Origin of the sequence: Methylobacterium tardum (assembly GCF_023546765.1) — a bacterium.
Classification (GTDB): Bacteria; Pseudomonadota; Alphaproteobacteria; order Rhizobiales; family Beijerinckiaceae; genus Methylobacterium; species Methylobacterium tardum.
In genome coordinates this window covers 1,725,062-1,740,643 of record NZ_CP097484.1, presented here as the reverse complement: position 1 = coordinate 1,740,643, position 15,582 = coordinate 1,725,062, and the positions used below count along the sequence as shown (strand labels likewise).

The following is a 15,582-nucleotide window of genomic DNA, read 5'->3' as shown; positions in this document are numbered from 1 at the left end:
GGCTCGGGTGCCGTGGGGCCGGTCAGGCTCTACGGCGCACCCGCGAAACCGGCCCTGAACCGGCCCGTTCAGCCCCGGTTAAAGGCCCGGCCCGCTGCCCGCGCAGATCGGTCGCGCGGCCCGGGCTTTCGACAGGACCGCCGGCATCGTGTAGAGGGGGCGCCTTCCCCTCGGAGGACCCTGTGCTCCACGTCTCGACTCGCGGCGAGGCCGCGCCGCTCTCGTTCTCGGATGCGCTCCTGGCGGGCCTCGCCCGCGACGGCGGGCTCTACGTGCCGCAGACCTGGCCGCAGATCGGCCGTCCGGAGATCGCCGCCCTGGCGGGCCGGCCCTACGCGGAGGCCGCCAAGCGGGTGCTGCGCCCGCTGATCGACGGCGACATCGCCGGCCCGGACCTCGACCGGATGATCGACGGGGCCTACGCGACGTTCCGCCACCCGGCGGTCTGCCCGCTGACCCAGCTCGACGACAACCTGTTCCTGCTGGAACTCTTCCACGGGCCGACGCTCGCCTTCAAGGACGTGGCGATGCAGCTGCTCGGGCGGCTGATGGACCATGTCCTGACCCAGCGCGGCGCCCGCGCCACCATCGTGGGCGCGACGTCGGGCGATACCGGCTCGGCGGCGGTCGAGGCCTTCGGCGGTCTCGACCGGGTCGACGTGTTCATCCTCTACCCGCACGGGCGGGTCTCGGAGGTGCAGCGGCGGCAGATGACCTCGGTGCCGGCGCAGAACGTCCACGCGCTCGCGATCGACGGCACCTTCGACGATTGCCAGAACCTGGTCAAAGCCCTGTTCCAGCACGCCGATTTCGCCGACGCGGTGCGGCTCTCGGGCGTCAACTCGATCAACTGGGCCCGGGTCGCGGCGCAGGCGGTCTACTACTTCACCAGCGCGGTGGCGTTGGGCTCCCCCCACCGCCCGGTCTCCTTCGCGGTGCCGACCGGCAATTTCGGCGACGTGCTCGCCGGCTGGGTCGCCAAGCAGATGGGCCTGCCGGTCCAGAGGCTGATGATTGGCACCAATGCCAACGACATCCTGGTGCGCACCCTGGAGCACGGCGCCTACGAGCTGCGCGGCGTGGTGCCCACCACCTCGCCCTCCATGGACATCCAGATCTCGTCGAACTTCGAGCGGCTCCTGTTCGAGGCCCTGGGGCGCGATGCCTCGTCCCTGTCGCGGCTGATGGCCGGGCTGAAGCAGTCCGGCGGGTTCTCGCTGAGCCCCGAGGTGCTGGCGGCGGTGCGCTCGGAATTCGACGCCGTGGCGGTGCCGGAGCCCGACGTCATGGCGGAGATCGCCCTGACCCAGGCCGCCACCGGCGTGGTGCTCGATCCACACAGCGCCATCGGCGTGCGGGCCGGGCGGCGGCTGCTGGAGCAGGATCCGACGACCCCGGTGGTGGCGCTCGCCACCGCGCATCCGGCGAAGTTCCCGGATGCGGTCGCCAAGGCCACGGGCGGCCTGCGCCCGCCCCTGCCCCCACACCTCGCCGACCTGATGGACCGGCCCGAGCGCCTGACCCGGGTGACCAACGACCAGGCCACCGTGGAGGCGCTGATTCGCGAGCGCGCCCGCATCACGAGGGGTGCGTGAGCCCGCGATGAACCAGCACTTCTCCACGCACGCGGCCTCGCCTTCCTTACGCACGACGCAGCTGCCGAACGGCGTCACGGTGGTGACCGAGCCGATGCCGGGCGTGGCCACCGCCAGCCTCGGCGTCTGGGTCGGCGCCGGCTCGCGCAACGAGCGCGCCGACGAGGTGGGCCTGTCCCACCTCATCGAGCACATGGCGTTCAAGGGGACGCGGACGCGCTCGGCGCAGAAGATCGCCGAGGAGATCGAGAATGTCGGCGGCGAGATCAACGCCGCCACCTCCACGGAAGGCACGAGCTACACCGCCCGCGTGCTCGGCGAGGATGCCGGCCTCGCCCTCGACGTGATCGGCGACATCCTCACCGACTCGGTGTTCGACGCGGGCGAGCTTGCCCGGGAGAAGGGCGTCATCCTGCAGGAATACGCTGCCGTCGAGGACACCCCCGACGACGTGGTCTACGACGCCTTCACGGAGGCCGCCTTCCCGGACCAGCCGGTCGGCCGGCCGATCCTGGGGAGGCCCGAGACGATCCGGAGCTTCGGCGAGGCCGGCATCCGCGCCTATCTTGACCGGGAATACACGCCGGACCGCATCGTCGTGGCCGGGGCCGGCGCCGTGGCCCACGAGGCGATCGTGGCGGCGGCCGAGCGCCATTTCGGCGCCCTCCCCGCCAAGGCCGCGCCTGCGGCGGTGCCGGGGGTCTACGGCGGCGGCGAGCGGCGGATGCCGCGCAAGCTCGAGCAGGCCAACGTGGTGATCGGCCTGCCGGGCCTGTCGTTCCGGGACGAGGGCTACTACGCCCTCCACATGTTCGCGCAGGTTCTGGGCGGCGGCCTGACCTCGCGGCTCTGGCAGGAGGTGCGCGAGACCCGCGGCCTCGCCTACGAGATCCAGGCCTTCCACTGGCCGTTCTCCGATTGCGGCCTGTTCGGCATCGGCGCCGGCACCGCGGGGGCGGACCTGCCCGAACTCGTCGACGTGACGCTCGCCGCCACCGCCCGGGCGGCCCGCGACCTCGACGCCATCGAGATCGCCCGGGCCAAAGCGCAGCTGAAGGTGTCGCTGCTCTCGGCGCTGGAGACGCCGGGCGGGCGGATCGAGCGCAACGCCCGCCAGATCCTGGCCTGGGGCCGGGTGATTCCCGCCGGGGAGGTGATCGACAAGGTCGACGCCGTCACGGTCGAGGACGTCCGCGCCGCGGCGGCCGCGATGCTGCGGGGGACGCCGACGCTGGCGGCGATCGGCCCGATCCGCAAGCTGCCGAGCCTCGACAGAGTCGCGGGCGCGCTCCGGGCGGCCTGAGACGGCCGCGCCGACTTCGCTGCCCTCGCGATGACCGAGAGGGCGGTGGAATGGCTGCCCCTGCCCCACCCAACTTGATTTGGCCGCAAAGGGGCGCGATCCGCGGGCGGTGGACCGGCCCCGGAGCGCGCTTGCCCCGGGTCGGGCCCACGCCTATCGATCGAGGCCGCACGGGCGGCCGATGCCGCTTCTCGTACGGCCGGAAGTCACGATACCCTTGCGCATCCTCGCCCTCCTCCTGACCCTGGTCGGCGGCCTCGTCGGTTCCCTCGCGCTGGGTGGGCCGGCCCGGGCCGTAGAGGCGGTGCGCGTCACCCTCGACGCGCCGGTGATCGATCTGACCACCGCGATCGAACGCTACCGCTCGGACGGCGACCTGATCCAGATCTCCACGGCGCCCGGCAAGGACGGCATCGTCCGCCGCATCGTCGTCAAGGCGCGCGACGCCGGCGCCCGGCCCGACTGGATCGTGTTCGCGCTCACCAACGACACCGATGAGCAGATCGACCGTATCCTGGTCGCGCCGCATTTCCGGCTGGTCGATTCCGGGGTGATCTGGCCCGATCTCGGCGGCTCGCGCATCGCCGCCATCACGGCGAGCCAGGGCATCCGCCCGGAACGCGACGAGAACCCGGAAGCCGACCAGTTCACCATCACGCTCGATCCCGGCACGACGGTCACCTACGTGGCCGAGCTGCGCGGCTCCAACGTCCCCCAGCTCCATCTCTGGGACCAGGACGCCTACCGGCGGAAGGCCGCCGGCCTGACCCTCTACAAGGGCATCATCATCGGCATCAGCGGCCTGCTGGCGCTGTTCCTGACCATCGTGTTCGTGGTCAAGGGCGCGATCATCTTCCCCGCCGCCGCGGCGCTGGCGTGGTCGGTGCTCGCCTATGCCTGCATCGATTTCGGCTTCCTGCAGCGGGTCTTCCCGGTCACGGAACTGGCCGAGCGGGTCTACCGCGCCTCCGCCGAGGCGGTGCTCGGGGCGACGCTGTTGGTCTTCCTGTTCGCCTATCTCAACCTCGCCCGCTGGCATGTACGCTACAGCCACGTGGCGTTCTTCTGGCTCGCCTTCCTGGCGGGCCTCGTGGGGCTCGCGGTGTTCGACCCGCCGGTTGCGGCGGGTGTGGCGCGGATCTCAATCGCCGCGGTGGCTGGGATCGGCCTGCTGCTGATCCTCTACCTCGCCGCCCATAACGGCTACGACCGCGCGATCCTGCTGGTGCCAACCTGGCTGCTGCTGGTGGTCTGGGTGACGGCGGCGGGCTTCGCGGTCACCGGCCAGATCGGCAGCGACCTCGTGCAGCCGGCGCTGATCGGCGGCCTCGTGCTGATCGTGATGCTGATCGGCTTCACGGTGCTCCAGCACGCCTTCGCGGGGGGCGGCCTCAGTCACGCCCTGGTCTCCGACACGGAGCGGCGGGCGCTGGCGCTCACCGGCGCGGGCGACGTGGTGTTCGACTGGGACGTGCCGGCCGACCGGGTCTTCGTCGGTCCGGAGATCGAGGGCCAGCTCGGCCTCGCCCGCGGGACCCTGGAGGGGCCGGCGACCAACTGGCTCGGGGCGCTGCACCCGTTCGACGTGGAGCGCTACTCGGCGGCCCTCGACACGGTGATCGAGGAGCGGCGCGGCCGCATCGTCCACGATTTCCGCCTGCGCTCGGCCGCCGGCAGCTTCTTCTGGTACCGGCTGAAGGCGCGGCCGGTGATCGGCGCCGACGGCGAGGTGATCCGGGTGGTCGGCACCATCGCGGACGTCACCGAGATCAAGACCGCGGAGGAGCGCCTGCTCCACGACGCCGTCCACGACAGCCTCACCGGCCTGCCCAACCGGGAATTGTTCGGCGACCGTCTCGACGCGGCTCTGGCCTTCGCCGGCCAGGACCCGCGCCTCAAGCCCACCGTGATCGCGCTCGACGTCGACCGGTTCAAGGGCATCAACGACGCGATCGGCCTGTCGGCGGGCGATTCGATCCTGCTGACCCTCTCGCGCCGGCTCGGCCGCCTGCTGCGGCCGCAGGATACCCTCGCCCGGGTCGCCGGCGACGAGTTCGCCGTCATCCTGCTCTCCGAGCGCGACCCCGACCGGATCCTGGCCTTCGCCGAGATGATCCGCCGGGCGATCGCGACCCCGATCACCTACGCGGACCGGGAGATCTTCCTCACCGTCTCGATCGGCCTCGCCCTCCACGAGGCGGGGGCCAACCTCAAGCGCGACGAGGTGTTCAAGAGCGCCGAGATCGCCATGATCCAGGCCAAGCGCAACGGCGGCGACCGGATCGAGGTGTTCCGGGCCCATATGCGCACCGACCGCTCGGACCGGATGATGCTGGAGAGCGACCTGCGCAAGGCGATCGAGCGCAACGAGATGCGCGTCCTGTTCCTGCCGGTGGTGCGGCTCGAGGACCGCACCGTGGCGGGCTTCGAGACGGTGCTGCGCTGGGACCACCCGAAGCTCGGGCGCATCCCCGCCTCGACCTTCCTGCCGCTTGCCGAGGAGAGCGGCTTCATCGTCAATCTCGGCATCTTCGCCCTGGAGCGCACCGCCCTCGAACTCGCGGCGTGGCAGCGCTCCCTGGAGGTCGAGCCGCCGATCTTCGCGGCCTGCAACCTGTCCTCGCGCCAGCTCCTGCGCCACGACCTCCTGCACGACGTGAAGACCGTGCTGGCCCGTTCCGGGGCCCTGCCCGGCTCGCTCAAGCTGGAATTCAGCGAGAGCCTCGTGATGGAGAACCCGGAATACGCGGCCCAGATGCTGGCGCGGATCCACGACCTCGGCGCCGGCCTGTGCCTGTCGGATTTCGGCACCGGCTACTCGGCGCTCTCCTATCTCCAGCGCTTCCCGTTCGACACGATCAAGGTCGACGCGACCTTCGTGCGCCAGATCGGCACCGGCCAGACCGCGATCCTGCGCTCGATCGTCCGCATGGCGAGCGAATTGAACCTCGCCATCGTGGCGGAGGGCTGCGAATCGGAAGCCGACGCCCAGGCGCTGGCCGGGCTCGGCTGCGAATACGCGCTGGGTCCCGCCTTCGGCGAGCCCATGACCCTGCTGCAGGCCCGGCAGATCGTCGGAGCGGCCCCGGAAGCGGCCTGAGGTTCGTTCCGGACCGGAGAATCAGGTATACTGCCGACCAAAGATTAACCCGGCGGCAGGGGATGCGATGACGCCCGAACAGATCAAGCGCGTGCAGGACAGCTTCGCGAAGGTGCGGCCGATCGCCGGGACGGCGGCCGATCTGTTCTACGGGCGCCTGTTCGAGATCGCCCCACAGGTCCGCGCGCTCTTCCCCGAGGACATGGCCGAGCAGAAGCAGAAGCTGATGGCCATGCTGGGACTGGCGGTGGCGAATCTCGCCCATCCGGGGACCGTGGTCCCGGCGCTCCAGGACCTCGGGCGCAAGCACGTGGCCTACGGCACGCAGGCGGCCCATTACGAGCCGGTGGGCGCCGCCCTGCTGTGGACCCTGGAGCAGGGCCTGGGCCCGGATTTCACCCCGGAGGTGCGGGAGGCCTGGACCGAGACCTACGCGCTCGTCGCCCGGGTGATGCAGCAGGCAGCCGCGGAAGCGGCGTGAGACGCGATCGGTTTAAGGCCCCCTTAACCATGTCCGATCAAGCTCCTGTTGACGGATGGGCCTTTCAGCGCCCGCGCAGGGGATGGGTCGGATGGCCGAGGCGGCACGGCGTTATCAGCAGGCAGGCAGCTCTGACCTCGTGCGCCGCCTGATGGCCCGGCCGGTGCGGCTAGAGCAGCAGGCCCGGACCCGGCTGCCCTTGCCCGGCCGCGGGGCGCGCCCCTCCGACGAGGCCGTCGAGGATTATGCCGACGACCTCTTGGCCGACGCCGACGCGGCCGACGAGATCGCCCGGCTCGAGACCGAGCTGCAGGTGATGAAGGCCGTGCTCCGCGCCCAGCGGCAGGAGGTCGAGGCGCTGCGGGCGCAGCGCCAGCTCCTCACGGATTCCGCCCCGACCGACGATGTCCGCGCGACCCGGGAGCGCTGGGCGGCCCTCGTCGACACGCTCCTGATCCGCGCCCGCTGATCCGTCACCAGGGCATGCGGGGGAGAGCCATGGGGGCGCGCTGCTCGCTCGTCGTCAACGGCCGGTCGGTGCGCGTCTCGACCGGCGATACGCCGCTGGAGGCGGCGCTCGCCGAGGGCATGATCGCGCCGCTCCCGCCGCTGCACGGCACGCTGCTCGCCGGCCAGGGGGCCGTGGCGCCCTCCGGCCGCCGGCCGCCCGCCCGCCGCGCCCGTGCCGAAGCCCTGCGGCCCGCCCTGCCCGGCGCCCCGATCCCGGGCCAGGAGGAGGCTGCGGCGGCGCCCGTCACCCTCCGCAGGGGCACGGTCACCGAGATCCGCCGGCTCAGCCCCGGCATCGTCGAGGTCGTGGCGACCCTGACCAAGCGCCCGACCGGCGAGCCCGGCCACCAGGCCCTCGTGACCTTCGCGGGCATGCCCGCCATGACCCTGTCCCCGACCCTGCGGGTCGACGGTGCGGCCGAGATCAACGAGGCGGTGTTCCACATCCCCCGCGACCCTGAGGGCGACCCAGTCGACGCGATCCGGCTCGACCAGCCCGTACGGCTGAAGGGTCCCGTGGGCCGGGGGCAGTACCGCCCCGGGGGCGGACGCCTCGTGCTGGTGGCGGCCGGCGCCGGCTTCGGCCCGATCTGGGCGATCGCCCGGGCGGCCCGCTACGTCGAGCCCGCCCGCGAGGTGGCGCTGGCGGTCGGCGCCCGCGACGCCCTCGACCTCTACATGCGCGAGAGCCTGGACTGGCTGCGCCGCACCGGCGTCGCCCGGATCGTGCTCTGCGCCGATCGCGGGCGCCAGCGGCCGCCGGACGTGCGCTCCGGCCCGCTCACCGCCCACCTGCCGAGCCTGCGCGCCACCGACGTCGTCCACGTGGCCGGTGACGTCTCGACAGTGGGCGCCGTGCAGGTGCTCGCCGCCTCGGTGGGGGCGCGCTGCTACCCGATCGTGCTCGACTGACGGTCACGACGGCGCACGGCCTGCCGGCAGTTCCGCCTCGACGCGGGCGGGATCGGCTGATACCCGCGCCCGGACATCCACCCCGACCGTGAGCCGAGCGGATCCCGCGTCCCGATGTTCCGCGTTCTCTGTCTCGGCTACAGCGTCACGGAACTGCCGGGCTATGTCGAGCGGGCCAATGCCCTGGCCGAAGCCGAGGGGCGGCCGGTCACGTACCTGCGCTGCGGCTGGGGCGGCCACTCGCTGCCCACCCTCGCCTGCCTGATCGACGAGATCCTGGACGCGACGCCCTGCGACCACGTCCTCCTCGAACTGTTCACCGGCAACGTCCGCTACTTCGACGGCGCGACGATGCGGGCCTATCTCGACGACATCCTCGCGGCGACCGCCCGGCGCGGCCTGCCCGTCGCCTTCCTCAATCTCCACCAGGGCGGCGTCGATTACCGGGCCGAGCCCGTCGCCGGCCTGCTCGCGGAGTACCGCGCCCTCTACGGGATCCCGTCCCTCGACATCGCCGCCCCGGTGGCGGCGGCGGGGGCGGGGGACATCACCTATCTCCTGAAGGACGGCACACACGTCACGCCGGCCGGGGCCGAGCTCTACGGCACCCTGGTCTACAGCTTCCTGCGCGCACCGCCCCCGGGCCGCGCCTATATCGACCGGTTCCGCTGGCTGCCCGGCCGGTTCGAAGCCCTGCCCCTGCGCACCCTCCCCGGCCTGACCTGCGGGTTCGAATTGCGGCGCAACGGCATCCCGCTGCACTTCCTGGAGGTTCCGGAGGAGGGCCGCGCGGAGATCCCGCTCGGGCGCCCCCGGGACGTGATCGGCCTGCTCGTGACCTACGGGCCGCAGATGGGCACGCTGACGGTCGAGGATCCGGCGACCGGACGGGCGCGCGCGATCCTCGCCTACGACGCGTTCTCCTATTACACGCGCTCGGTCTTCCGCAGCGTCAGGTTCCCGGCGGCCCGGTCCCTCCGGGTCGCGCAGTCGGCGGACCTGCCGGACATCGCCCTGCGCAAGGGCGAGCCCGACCGGGGGCCGCGGCTCGGGCGCGTGTCGCACGTGTTCTGCCGGCGCAGGCTCGGGCTCGCCGCGCGCGCCGCGCTCCTGCGCCACCGGCTCCGGCGCGCTCTGCGCCGCGCGGGGCTGCGGCTCAGGGGGCGCTGACGGGGGCGGGCCCCCGCGCGCCCCGGGACGCTCAGCCCAGCCGGACCCGCCAGATCTCCTCGGCGTATTCGCGCATCGCCCGGTCGGAGGAGAACCACGCCATCCGGGCGGTGTTGCGGATCGCCTTCGCCCACCAGCCGCGCGGATCGCGCCACGCGGCGTCGATCGACCGCTGGACCCGCCAGTAATCGCCGAAATCGGCGGTCAGCAGGTACTGGTCGTGCTGGCGCAGGTCGTCGGTGAGCGGCCGGAACCGGCCCGGCTCCTCCGGCGAGAACCGCCCCGAGGCGATCATGTCGAGGGCCGCGGCGAGACGCGGGGAGGCCTGGATCGCCTTGGCCGCGTAGTCGGGCTCGGCCGGCGGGCGCGGACCCCATCGGCCTCGAGTCCGAAGATGAAGATGTTGTCCGCCCCGACATGGTCGCGGATCTCGATGTTGGCGCCGTCGAGGGTGCCCACCGTGAGCGCGCCGTTGAGGGCGAACTTCATGTTGCCGGTGCCCGAGGCCTCCATGCCGGCGGTGGAGATCTGCTCGGACAGGTCCGCGGCCGGGATGATCGCCTCGGCGAGGCTCACCGAGTAGTTCGGCAGGAACACCACCTTCAGCCGGCCCGCGACCTCGGGATCGTCGTTGACCGCCTTGGCGACGTCGCAGGCGAGCTTGATGATCAGCTTGGCCCGGACGTAGCTCGGTGCCGCCTTGCCGGCGAAGATCTTCACCCGGGGCGTCCAGTCCCGGTGCGGCTCGGCCTTGATCGCCTGGTAGAGCGCCACGGTCTCGATCACGTTGAGGAGCTGGCGCTTGTACTCGTGGATGCGCTTGACCTGGACGTCGAACAGCGCGTCCGGATCGACATCGATGCCGGTGCGCTCGGCGATGAGGGCGGCGAGCGCCTCCTTGCGCTCCCGGCGCACCGCCGCGTAGCACGCTACGAAGGCCGGATCCTGCGCGTGGGCCTCGAGGCCCCGGAGCAGCTCGGGATCGTCGAGCACGCCCGCCCCCACCGTCTCCACGGCGAGCCGGGTGAGGCCGGGATTGGCGTTGTGGAACCAGCGGCGGAAGGTGATGCCGTTGGTCTTGTTGACGATCTTGTCGGGATCCAGCGCGTGCAGGTCGGAGAAGACCGTGGAGCGCATCAGGTCGGTGTGCAGGGCCGAGACGCCGTTGACCCGGCGCGCGCCGTGGAAGGCGAGATGCCCCATCCGCACCCGCCGTCCGTGTGACTCGTCGATCAGCGAGATCGAGGCCAGGTAGGCGGCGTCCTGACGGCCGTGCTTGGCCTGCTCCTCCAGGTGCATCCAGTTGATCAGGTAGATGATCTGCATGTGGCGCGGCAGCAGCCGCTCCATCAGCTCCACCGGCCAGGTCTCCAGCGCCTCGGGCAGGAGGGTGTGGTTCGTGTAGTGCAGGGTGTGGGTGGCGACGTGCCACGCATCCTCCCAGGAGAGGCCGTAGACGTCCAGCAGGACGCGCATCAACTCCGGCACCGCGATCGCCGGATGCGTGTCGTTGAGCTGGATCGCCGCGTGGTCGGGCAGGGACCGGACGTCGCCGCGCTCGGCCACGTGGCGGGCCACCAGATCCTGGATGGAGGCCGCGGTGAAGAAGTATTCCTGGCGCAGGCGTAGCTCCTGGCCCTCGGCCGAGGAATCGCTCGGATAGAGCACCCGCGAGATCGCCTCGGCGCGCATCCGCGCCGCGACCGCCCCGACATGGTCGCCGCCGTTGAAGCGGGCGAGGTCGATCGGCTCGCCGGCCTCGGCCTTCCACAGGCGCAGGCCGTTGACGTGGCGCCCGCGCCAGCCGACCACCGGCACGTCGTGGGCCACCGCCCGCACGGTCTCGGCCGGCTGCCAGTGGCGCCGGATCACCCCCTCCTCCGGCGAGGACAGCGTGACGGTGCCGCCGAAGCCGATCGTATAGGTCGCCTCGGGCCGGGCGAATTCCCAGGGGTTGCCCTCGGCCAGCCAAGTCTCCGGCGCCTCGCGCTGCCAGCCGTCCTCGAAGGACTGGCGGAACAGGCCGTGGTCGTAGCGGATGCCGTAGCCCATGGCCGGGATGCCGATGCTGGCCATGCTCTCCATGAAGCAGGCGGCGAGCCGCCCGAGGCCGCCATTGCCGAGCGCCGCGTCGGGTTCGGCATCCTGCACCGCGTCGAGATCGACGCCGAGTTCCCGCAGCGCCGCCCGAGTGGTCTCGGTGAGGCCGAGATTGTTCAGCGCGTCCGACATCAGCCGGCCGATCAGGAATTCCAGCGACAGGTAGTAGACGCGCTTGTTCGGCACGCCGCGCTCCGAGGCCAGCGCCGCCGCCACGACACGCTCGCGCAGGGCCAGCGCGGTCGCGGCGAACCAGTCGCGCGGGCGGGCGGTCTCGGGCGTGCGGCCCAGCGCGAAGGTGAGCTTGGCGCGGATCGCCTCGCGCAGATCGACCACGGCATCGCCGCTTGCGGAGAGCGCCGGGACGGTCCAAGGAGCAGGCGCCGGCGCCTCCGAAGCGCGCTCGTCGCGCGAGGCGTCCTGTGGCGCGGGTCGGATCAGAACATCGTTCAACACGTGCGGGTCCCCCAAAAGTCAGTCCCCGGATTCTGGCGCCGGGGGGATCGTGGGCGGATTATCTCTCTTGATGGATTGCCGCCGCATGAACGGCCGGCGATCCGTGCCCCGAAGCGTCCGACTGTGCGGTCGGCTTCCGGCGAAGTCGTGGCAGCGCCGCCCCGGCGGAGCGCACGGGCACGCAGCCGCACATATGGCGCGCCGTCGTGACATTCCAGTCACACGCGCCGGATAGGCCCGGGCCGCATCTGCCGCCGGTCGCGGGCGCGCGGCTCTGCCGTTAACTCTGGGCCGACAACGCGAGAGGCGCAGCATGACCGACACCGTCTGGTGGAAGCGCGGGACCGTCTACCAAGTCTACCCCCGTTCCTTTCAGGACACGAATGGCGACGGTGTCGGCGATCTGCCGGGGATCACGGCGCGCCTGGATTACCTGGCCTGGCTCGGGGTCGACGCCGTGTGGATCTCGCCGGTCTACCCCTCGCCCATGGCGGATTTCGGCTACGACGTGGCCGATTACTGCGGGATCGACCCGCTGTTCGGCACGCTGGCCGATTTCGACGCGCTGATCGCCGAGGCTCACCGGCGCAAGCTGAAGGTGATCCTCGACTTCGTGCCGAACCATTCCTCGATCGCGCATCCGTGGTTCGCGGAGAGCCGGTCGTCGCGCACGAGCCCGAAGCGGGACTGGTACATCTGGCGCGATCCCGGCCCCGATGGCGGTCCGCCCAACAACTGGCTGTCGAATTTCGGCGGCCCGGCCTGGACCTTCGACGCGACCACCGGCCAGTACTACTACCACGCCTTCCTGGCCGAGCAGCCGGACCTGAACTGGCGCAACCCTGCGGTGCGGGCGGCCATGCACGACGTGCTCCGCTTCTGGCTGGAGCGCGGGGTCGACGGGTTCCGGGTCGACGTGATCTGGCACCTGATGAAGGATGCGGGTTTCCGCGACAACCCGGCCAATCCCGACTACGTGCCGGGCGCGCCCGAGATCAACCGCTTCACCCAGGTCTACTCCGCCGACCGCCCGGAGGTGTTCGACGTGATCGCCGGGATGCGGGATGTGCTGCGCGGTTACGGCGAGCGGGTGCTGATCGGCGAGATCTACCTGCCGGTGGAGCGGCTGGTCGCCTATTACGGTCCGGACCTGACGGGTGCCGACCTGCCGTTCAATTTCCAGCTGATCCAGACCCCGTGGCGGGCCGAGACCGTGGCCGACCTCGTGGCGCAGTACGAGGCGGCCCTGCCCGAGGGCGGCTGGCCGAACTGGGTGCTCGGCAACCACGACCAGCCGCGCATCGCCGCCCGCGTCGGGGCCGATCAGGCCCGCATCGCCGCGATGCTGCTCCTGACCCTGCGGGGCACGCCAACCCTCTATTACGGCGACGAGATCGGGCTCGGCCACGTGCCGATCCCGCCGGAGCGCGCCCGCGACCCGTGGGAGCACAACGAGCCCGGGCACGGCCGCGATCCGGAGCGCACGCCGATGCAGTGGGACGACAGCCCGCAGGCGGGCTTCTCCACGGCCGAGCCCTGGCTGCCGCTGGCGGAGGACTGGGCGACCCGCAACGTCGAGAGCCAGCGCTCGGACCCGGGCTCGATGCTCACCCTGCACCGGCGGCTGCTCGGCCTGCGCCGCGGCCACCCGGCGCTCGCCGTGGGCGGCTATCGGGCGGTGCCGCTGGGGATCGCCGAGGTGTTCGCCTACGAGCGCTTCGCCGACGGGGCCGTCCTGCGCGTGCTCCTGAATTTCGGCGCGGCGTCGCAGGATCTGCCGCTTCCCGAGGGCGGCTGGACCGTGCTGCTCTCGACCCGTGCCGGGCGCGGGGGCGAGACGGCCGGCCTGGCCCTGGCGCTGGGCGCCGCCGAGGGGGTGATCCTGCGCCGCGACGGGTGAGCGGAGCCCGCTCCCGGCTTCAGCACCCGTCAGACCGGACACCGAATCAGTGTCCGGTGCGCGCCGCCCATCTGCCGGGAATCGGCGGTCAGGCCCCGTCCGGCGTGTCCGGTGGGCGACTTCCCCGGCTGAAGAGGCGCCTTCAAGAGCCGAATACCGCCGCTCCGTCGCGATTTTCTGCTGCGATGCGACATAGGTAAGTGACGCTTAATGCCCACGGTGGCGTATTTTGTGCGTCGCAGCGGAACCGTCGCGGCAGAGGAGCATTAGCCGTGGTTGAGATCGCGACAGCCGTGCCTGGCCGATCGTCTGCCAGACCGGGGCATTCCGCCCGGCCAGGATCAATGCTGATGCTCGATGCGCGCCGTGGTGGTTCCTTCGCCGATTGGTCGTCCGGCGAAGAGGACGGCGGCGTTCCCGTATCGGTTCCGGCCCGTCCCGCCTCCCTGCGCCGCCGCATCCTCTACGCAACGCCCGAGATGGCGGATTTCGTGAAGACCGGCGGTCTCGGCGAGGTCTCGGCCGCCCTGCCCCGGGCCCTGGTACCGCATTACGACATCCGCGTGCTGATCCCCGGTTACCGGCAGGTCCGCGCGGCGTTCCCCGAGATCCCGGTCATCGCCCGCCTTGAGGGCTTCGCGGGCGTCCCGGCCTGCGACCTCGGCCTCGCCGAGACGGTTGACGGCCTGCGGATCTATGTCCTGCTCAGCCCCGACCTCTACGAGCGCGACGGCACGCCCTACGGCGACCAGCAGGGTGATTTCGGCGACAACGACCTGCGCTTCGCCCGCCTCAGCCTCGCGGCGGCCGAACTCACCGCCGGCATCGATCCCGACTGGGCGGCCGACCTCCTGCACCTCAACGACTGGCAGGCGGCCCTGGCCCCGGCTTACCTCGCCTGGCGCGGCCGGCGGGTTCCGAGCGTGCTGACGATTCACAACCTCGCCTATCAGGGCCTGTTTCCCCGAGATGCCCTGCCCCGCCTCGGCGTGCCGGAATCGGCCTTCCAGGTCGACGGCGCCGAGTTCTACGGGCAGCTCTCCTTCCTGAAGGCCGGCATCTTCTACGCCTCGCAGGTCACCACGGTGAGCGAGACCTACGCACGGGAGATCCAGACCGCCGAGATGGGCTGCGGCCTCGACGGGCTGCTGCGGACCCGCGCCGGCCAGGGCCGGCTCGCCGGCATCCTCAACGGCATCGACGAGACCTGGGACCCGAGCACCGACCCGCACCTCGCCACGCGCTTCGAGATCGGCGACTGGAAGGGCAAGCGCGCCAATGCCGAGGCGGTGCGCCAGCAATTCGGGCTGGCCGTCTCCCGCGGGCCGCTCTTCGCCATCGTGTCGCGGCTCGTCCACCAGAAGGGCATCGACCTGAGCCTGCAGGCGGCCGAGGCCATCGTGGCCGAGGGCGGCCAGCTCGTGGTGATCGGCCAGGGCGAGGGCCGGTTCGAGCAGGCGCTCCGCGGCCTCGCCAAGCGCCATCCGGAGGCGGTCGGGGTCCATGTCGGCTTCGAGGAGGCGCAGGCCCGGCGGATGTTCGCCGGCAGCGACTTCCTGCTGATGCCCTCGCGCTTCGAGCCCTGCGGGCTGGCCCAGATGTACGCGCAGCGCTTCGGCTCCCTGCCGATCGTGCGCCGGACCGGGGGCCTGGCCGACACGGTCGAGGACGGGGTGACGGGTTTCACCTTCGGGGAGGCCTCGGCAGCGTCCTTCGGCGGGGCGGTCCGCCGGGCGCTGGAAGCCTTCGGCCAGAAGAAGCGCCTCAACGCCATGCGGCGGCGCGCCATGTCGGCCCGGTTCGGCTGGGACCAGGCCGCCGACAATTATGCCGGCCTCTACGGACGGGCGATCGGCAACAGCATCGCGCTGCGCTGGCGGGCCGCGTAGGAATTTTTCGCGGCCTTCCCCTCTGCGGGGCGGGTAAGCCCGTTCGGGTTCAGATCGTCTCTGCCAACGGCGCGGGAGCTTCCTCTCGCGCCGCTTCACTGCGCGCCGTCGTTCCGGGGCGCCGCAGGCGAGCCCGGACCCGCCGTCGGTGCAGACCTTGACGTGT

The 15,582-nt window shown here is 71.7% G+C and carries 9 protein-coding genes and 1 pseudogene; 9 read left to right on the top strand and 1 reads right to left on the bottom strand.

Annotated elements, in window-relative coordinates:
- The first annotated feature begins 182 nt into the window (after positions 1-182).
- The 7 genes from thrC to M6G65_RS08115 all read left to right on the top strand — a co-directional run bounded on the left by thrC (position 183) and on the right by M6G65_RS08115 (position 9,071).
- Positions 183-1,595 (top strand): threonine synthase, encoded by a 1,413-nt coding sequence (gene thrC / locus M6G65_RS08145; protein WP_238196448.1) that lies wholly within the window; start codon positions 183-185, stop codon positions 1,593-1,595.
- Positions 1,596-1,602: 7 nt separating this feature from the next.
- Positions 1,603-2,898: a M16 family metallopeptidase gene (locus tag M6G65_RS08140; protein WP_250103809.1), complete on the top strand. Its 1,296-nt coding sequence runs from the start codon at positions 1,603-1,605 to the stop codon at positions 2,896-2,898.
- 181 nt (positions 2,899-3,079) lie between these two features.
- Complete coding sequence (locus M6G65_RS08135) at positions 3,080-5,998, top strand: EAL domain-containing protein (protein WP_238196446.1); 2,919 nt, start codon at positions 3,080-3,082, stop codon at positions 5,996-5,998.
- Positions 5,999-6,065: 67 nt separating this feature from the next.
- Positions 6,066-6,479: a globin family protein gene (locus M6G65_RS08130; RefSeq protein WP_238196445.1), complete on the top strand. Its 414-nt coding sequence runs from the start codon at positions 6,066-6,068 to the stop codon at positions 6,477-6,479.
- Positions 6,480-6,570: 91 nt separating this feature from the next.
- Positions 6,571-6,948: a hypothetical protein gene (locus tag M6G65_RS08125; protein ID WP_238196444.1), complete on the top strand. Its 378-nt coding sequence runs from the start codon at positions 6,571-6,573 to the stop codon at positions 6,946-6,948.
- 29 nt (positions 6,949-6,977) lie between these two features.
- A complete protein-coding gene (locus tag M6G65_RS08120; RefSeq protein WP_238196443.1) occupies positions 6,978-7,901 on the top strand; it encodes a ferredoxin reductase domain-containing protein in 924 nt (307 codons plus the stop codon).
- A gap of 114 nt (positions 7,902-8,015) precedes the next feature.
- On the top strand, positions 8,016-9,071 hold the full coding sequence (locus M6G65_RS08115; RefSeq protein WP_238196442.1) for an SGNH/GDSL hydrolase family protein: 1,056 nt from the start codon (positions 8,016-8,018) through the stop codon (positions 9,069-9,071).
- Positions 9,072-9,102: 31 nt separating this feature from the next.
- Here the strand turns inward: M6G65_RS08115 and M6G65_RS08110 are convergent.
- Positions 9,103-11,627: pseudogene (locus M6G65_RS08110) on the bottom strand (glycogen/starch/alpha-glucan phosphorylase).
- 313 nt (positions 11,628-11,940) lie between these two features.
- On the opposite strand from M6G65_RS08110, the gene M6G65_RS08105 reads away from it, so the two are divergent.
- Entirely contained in the window at positions 11,941-13,527 is a 1,587-nt protein-coding gene (locus M6G65_RS08105) for an alpha-amylase family glycosyl hydrolase (RefSeq protein WP_238196440.1), read from the top strand.
- Positions 13,528-13,877: 350 nt separating this feature from the next.
- The gene (gene glgA, locus M6G65_RS08100; RefSeq protein WP_250103808.1) at positions 13,878-15,416 is read left to right on the top strand and encodes a glycogen synthase GlgA; all 1,539 of its coding nucleotides are present in this window, start codon (positions 13,878-13,880) and stop codon (positions 15,414-15,416) included.
- The last annotated feature ends 166 nt before the right edge of the window (positions 15,417-15,582 follow it).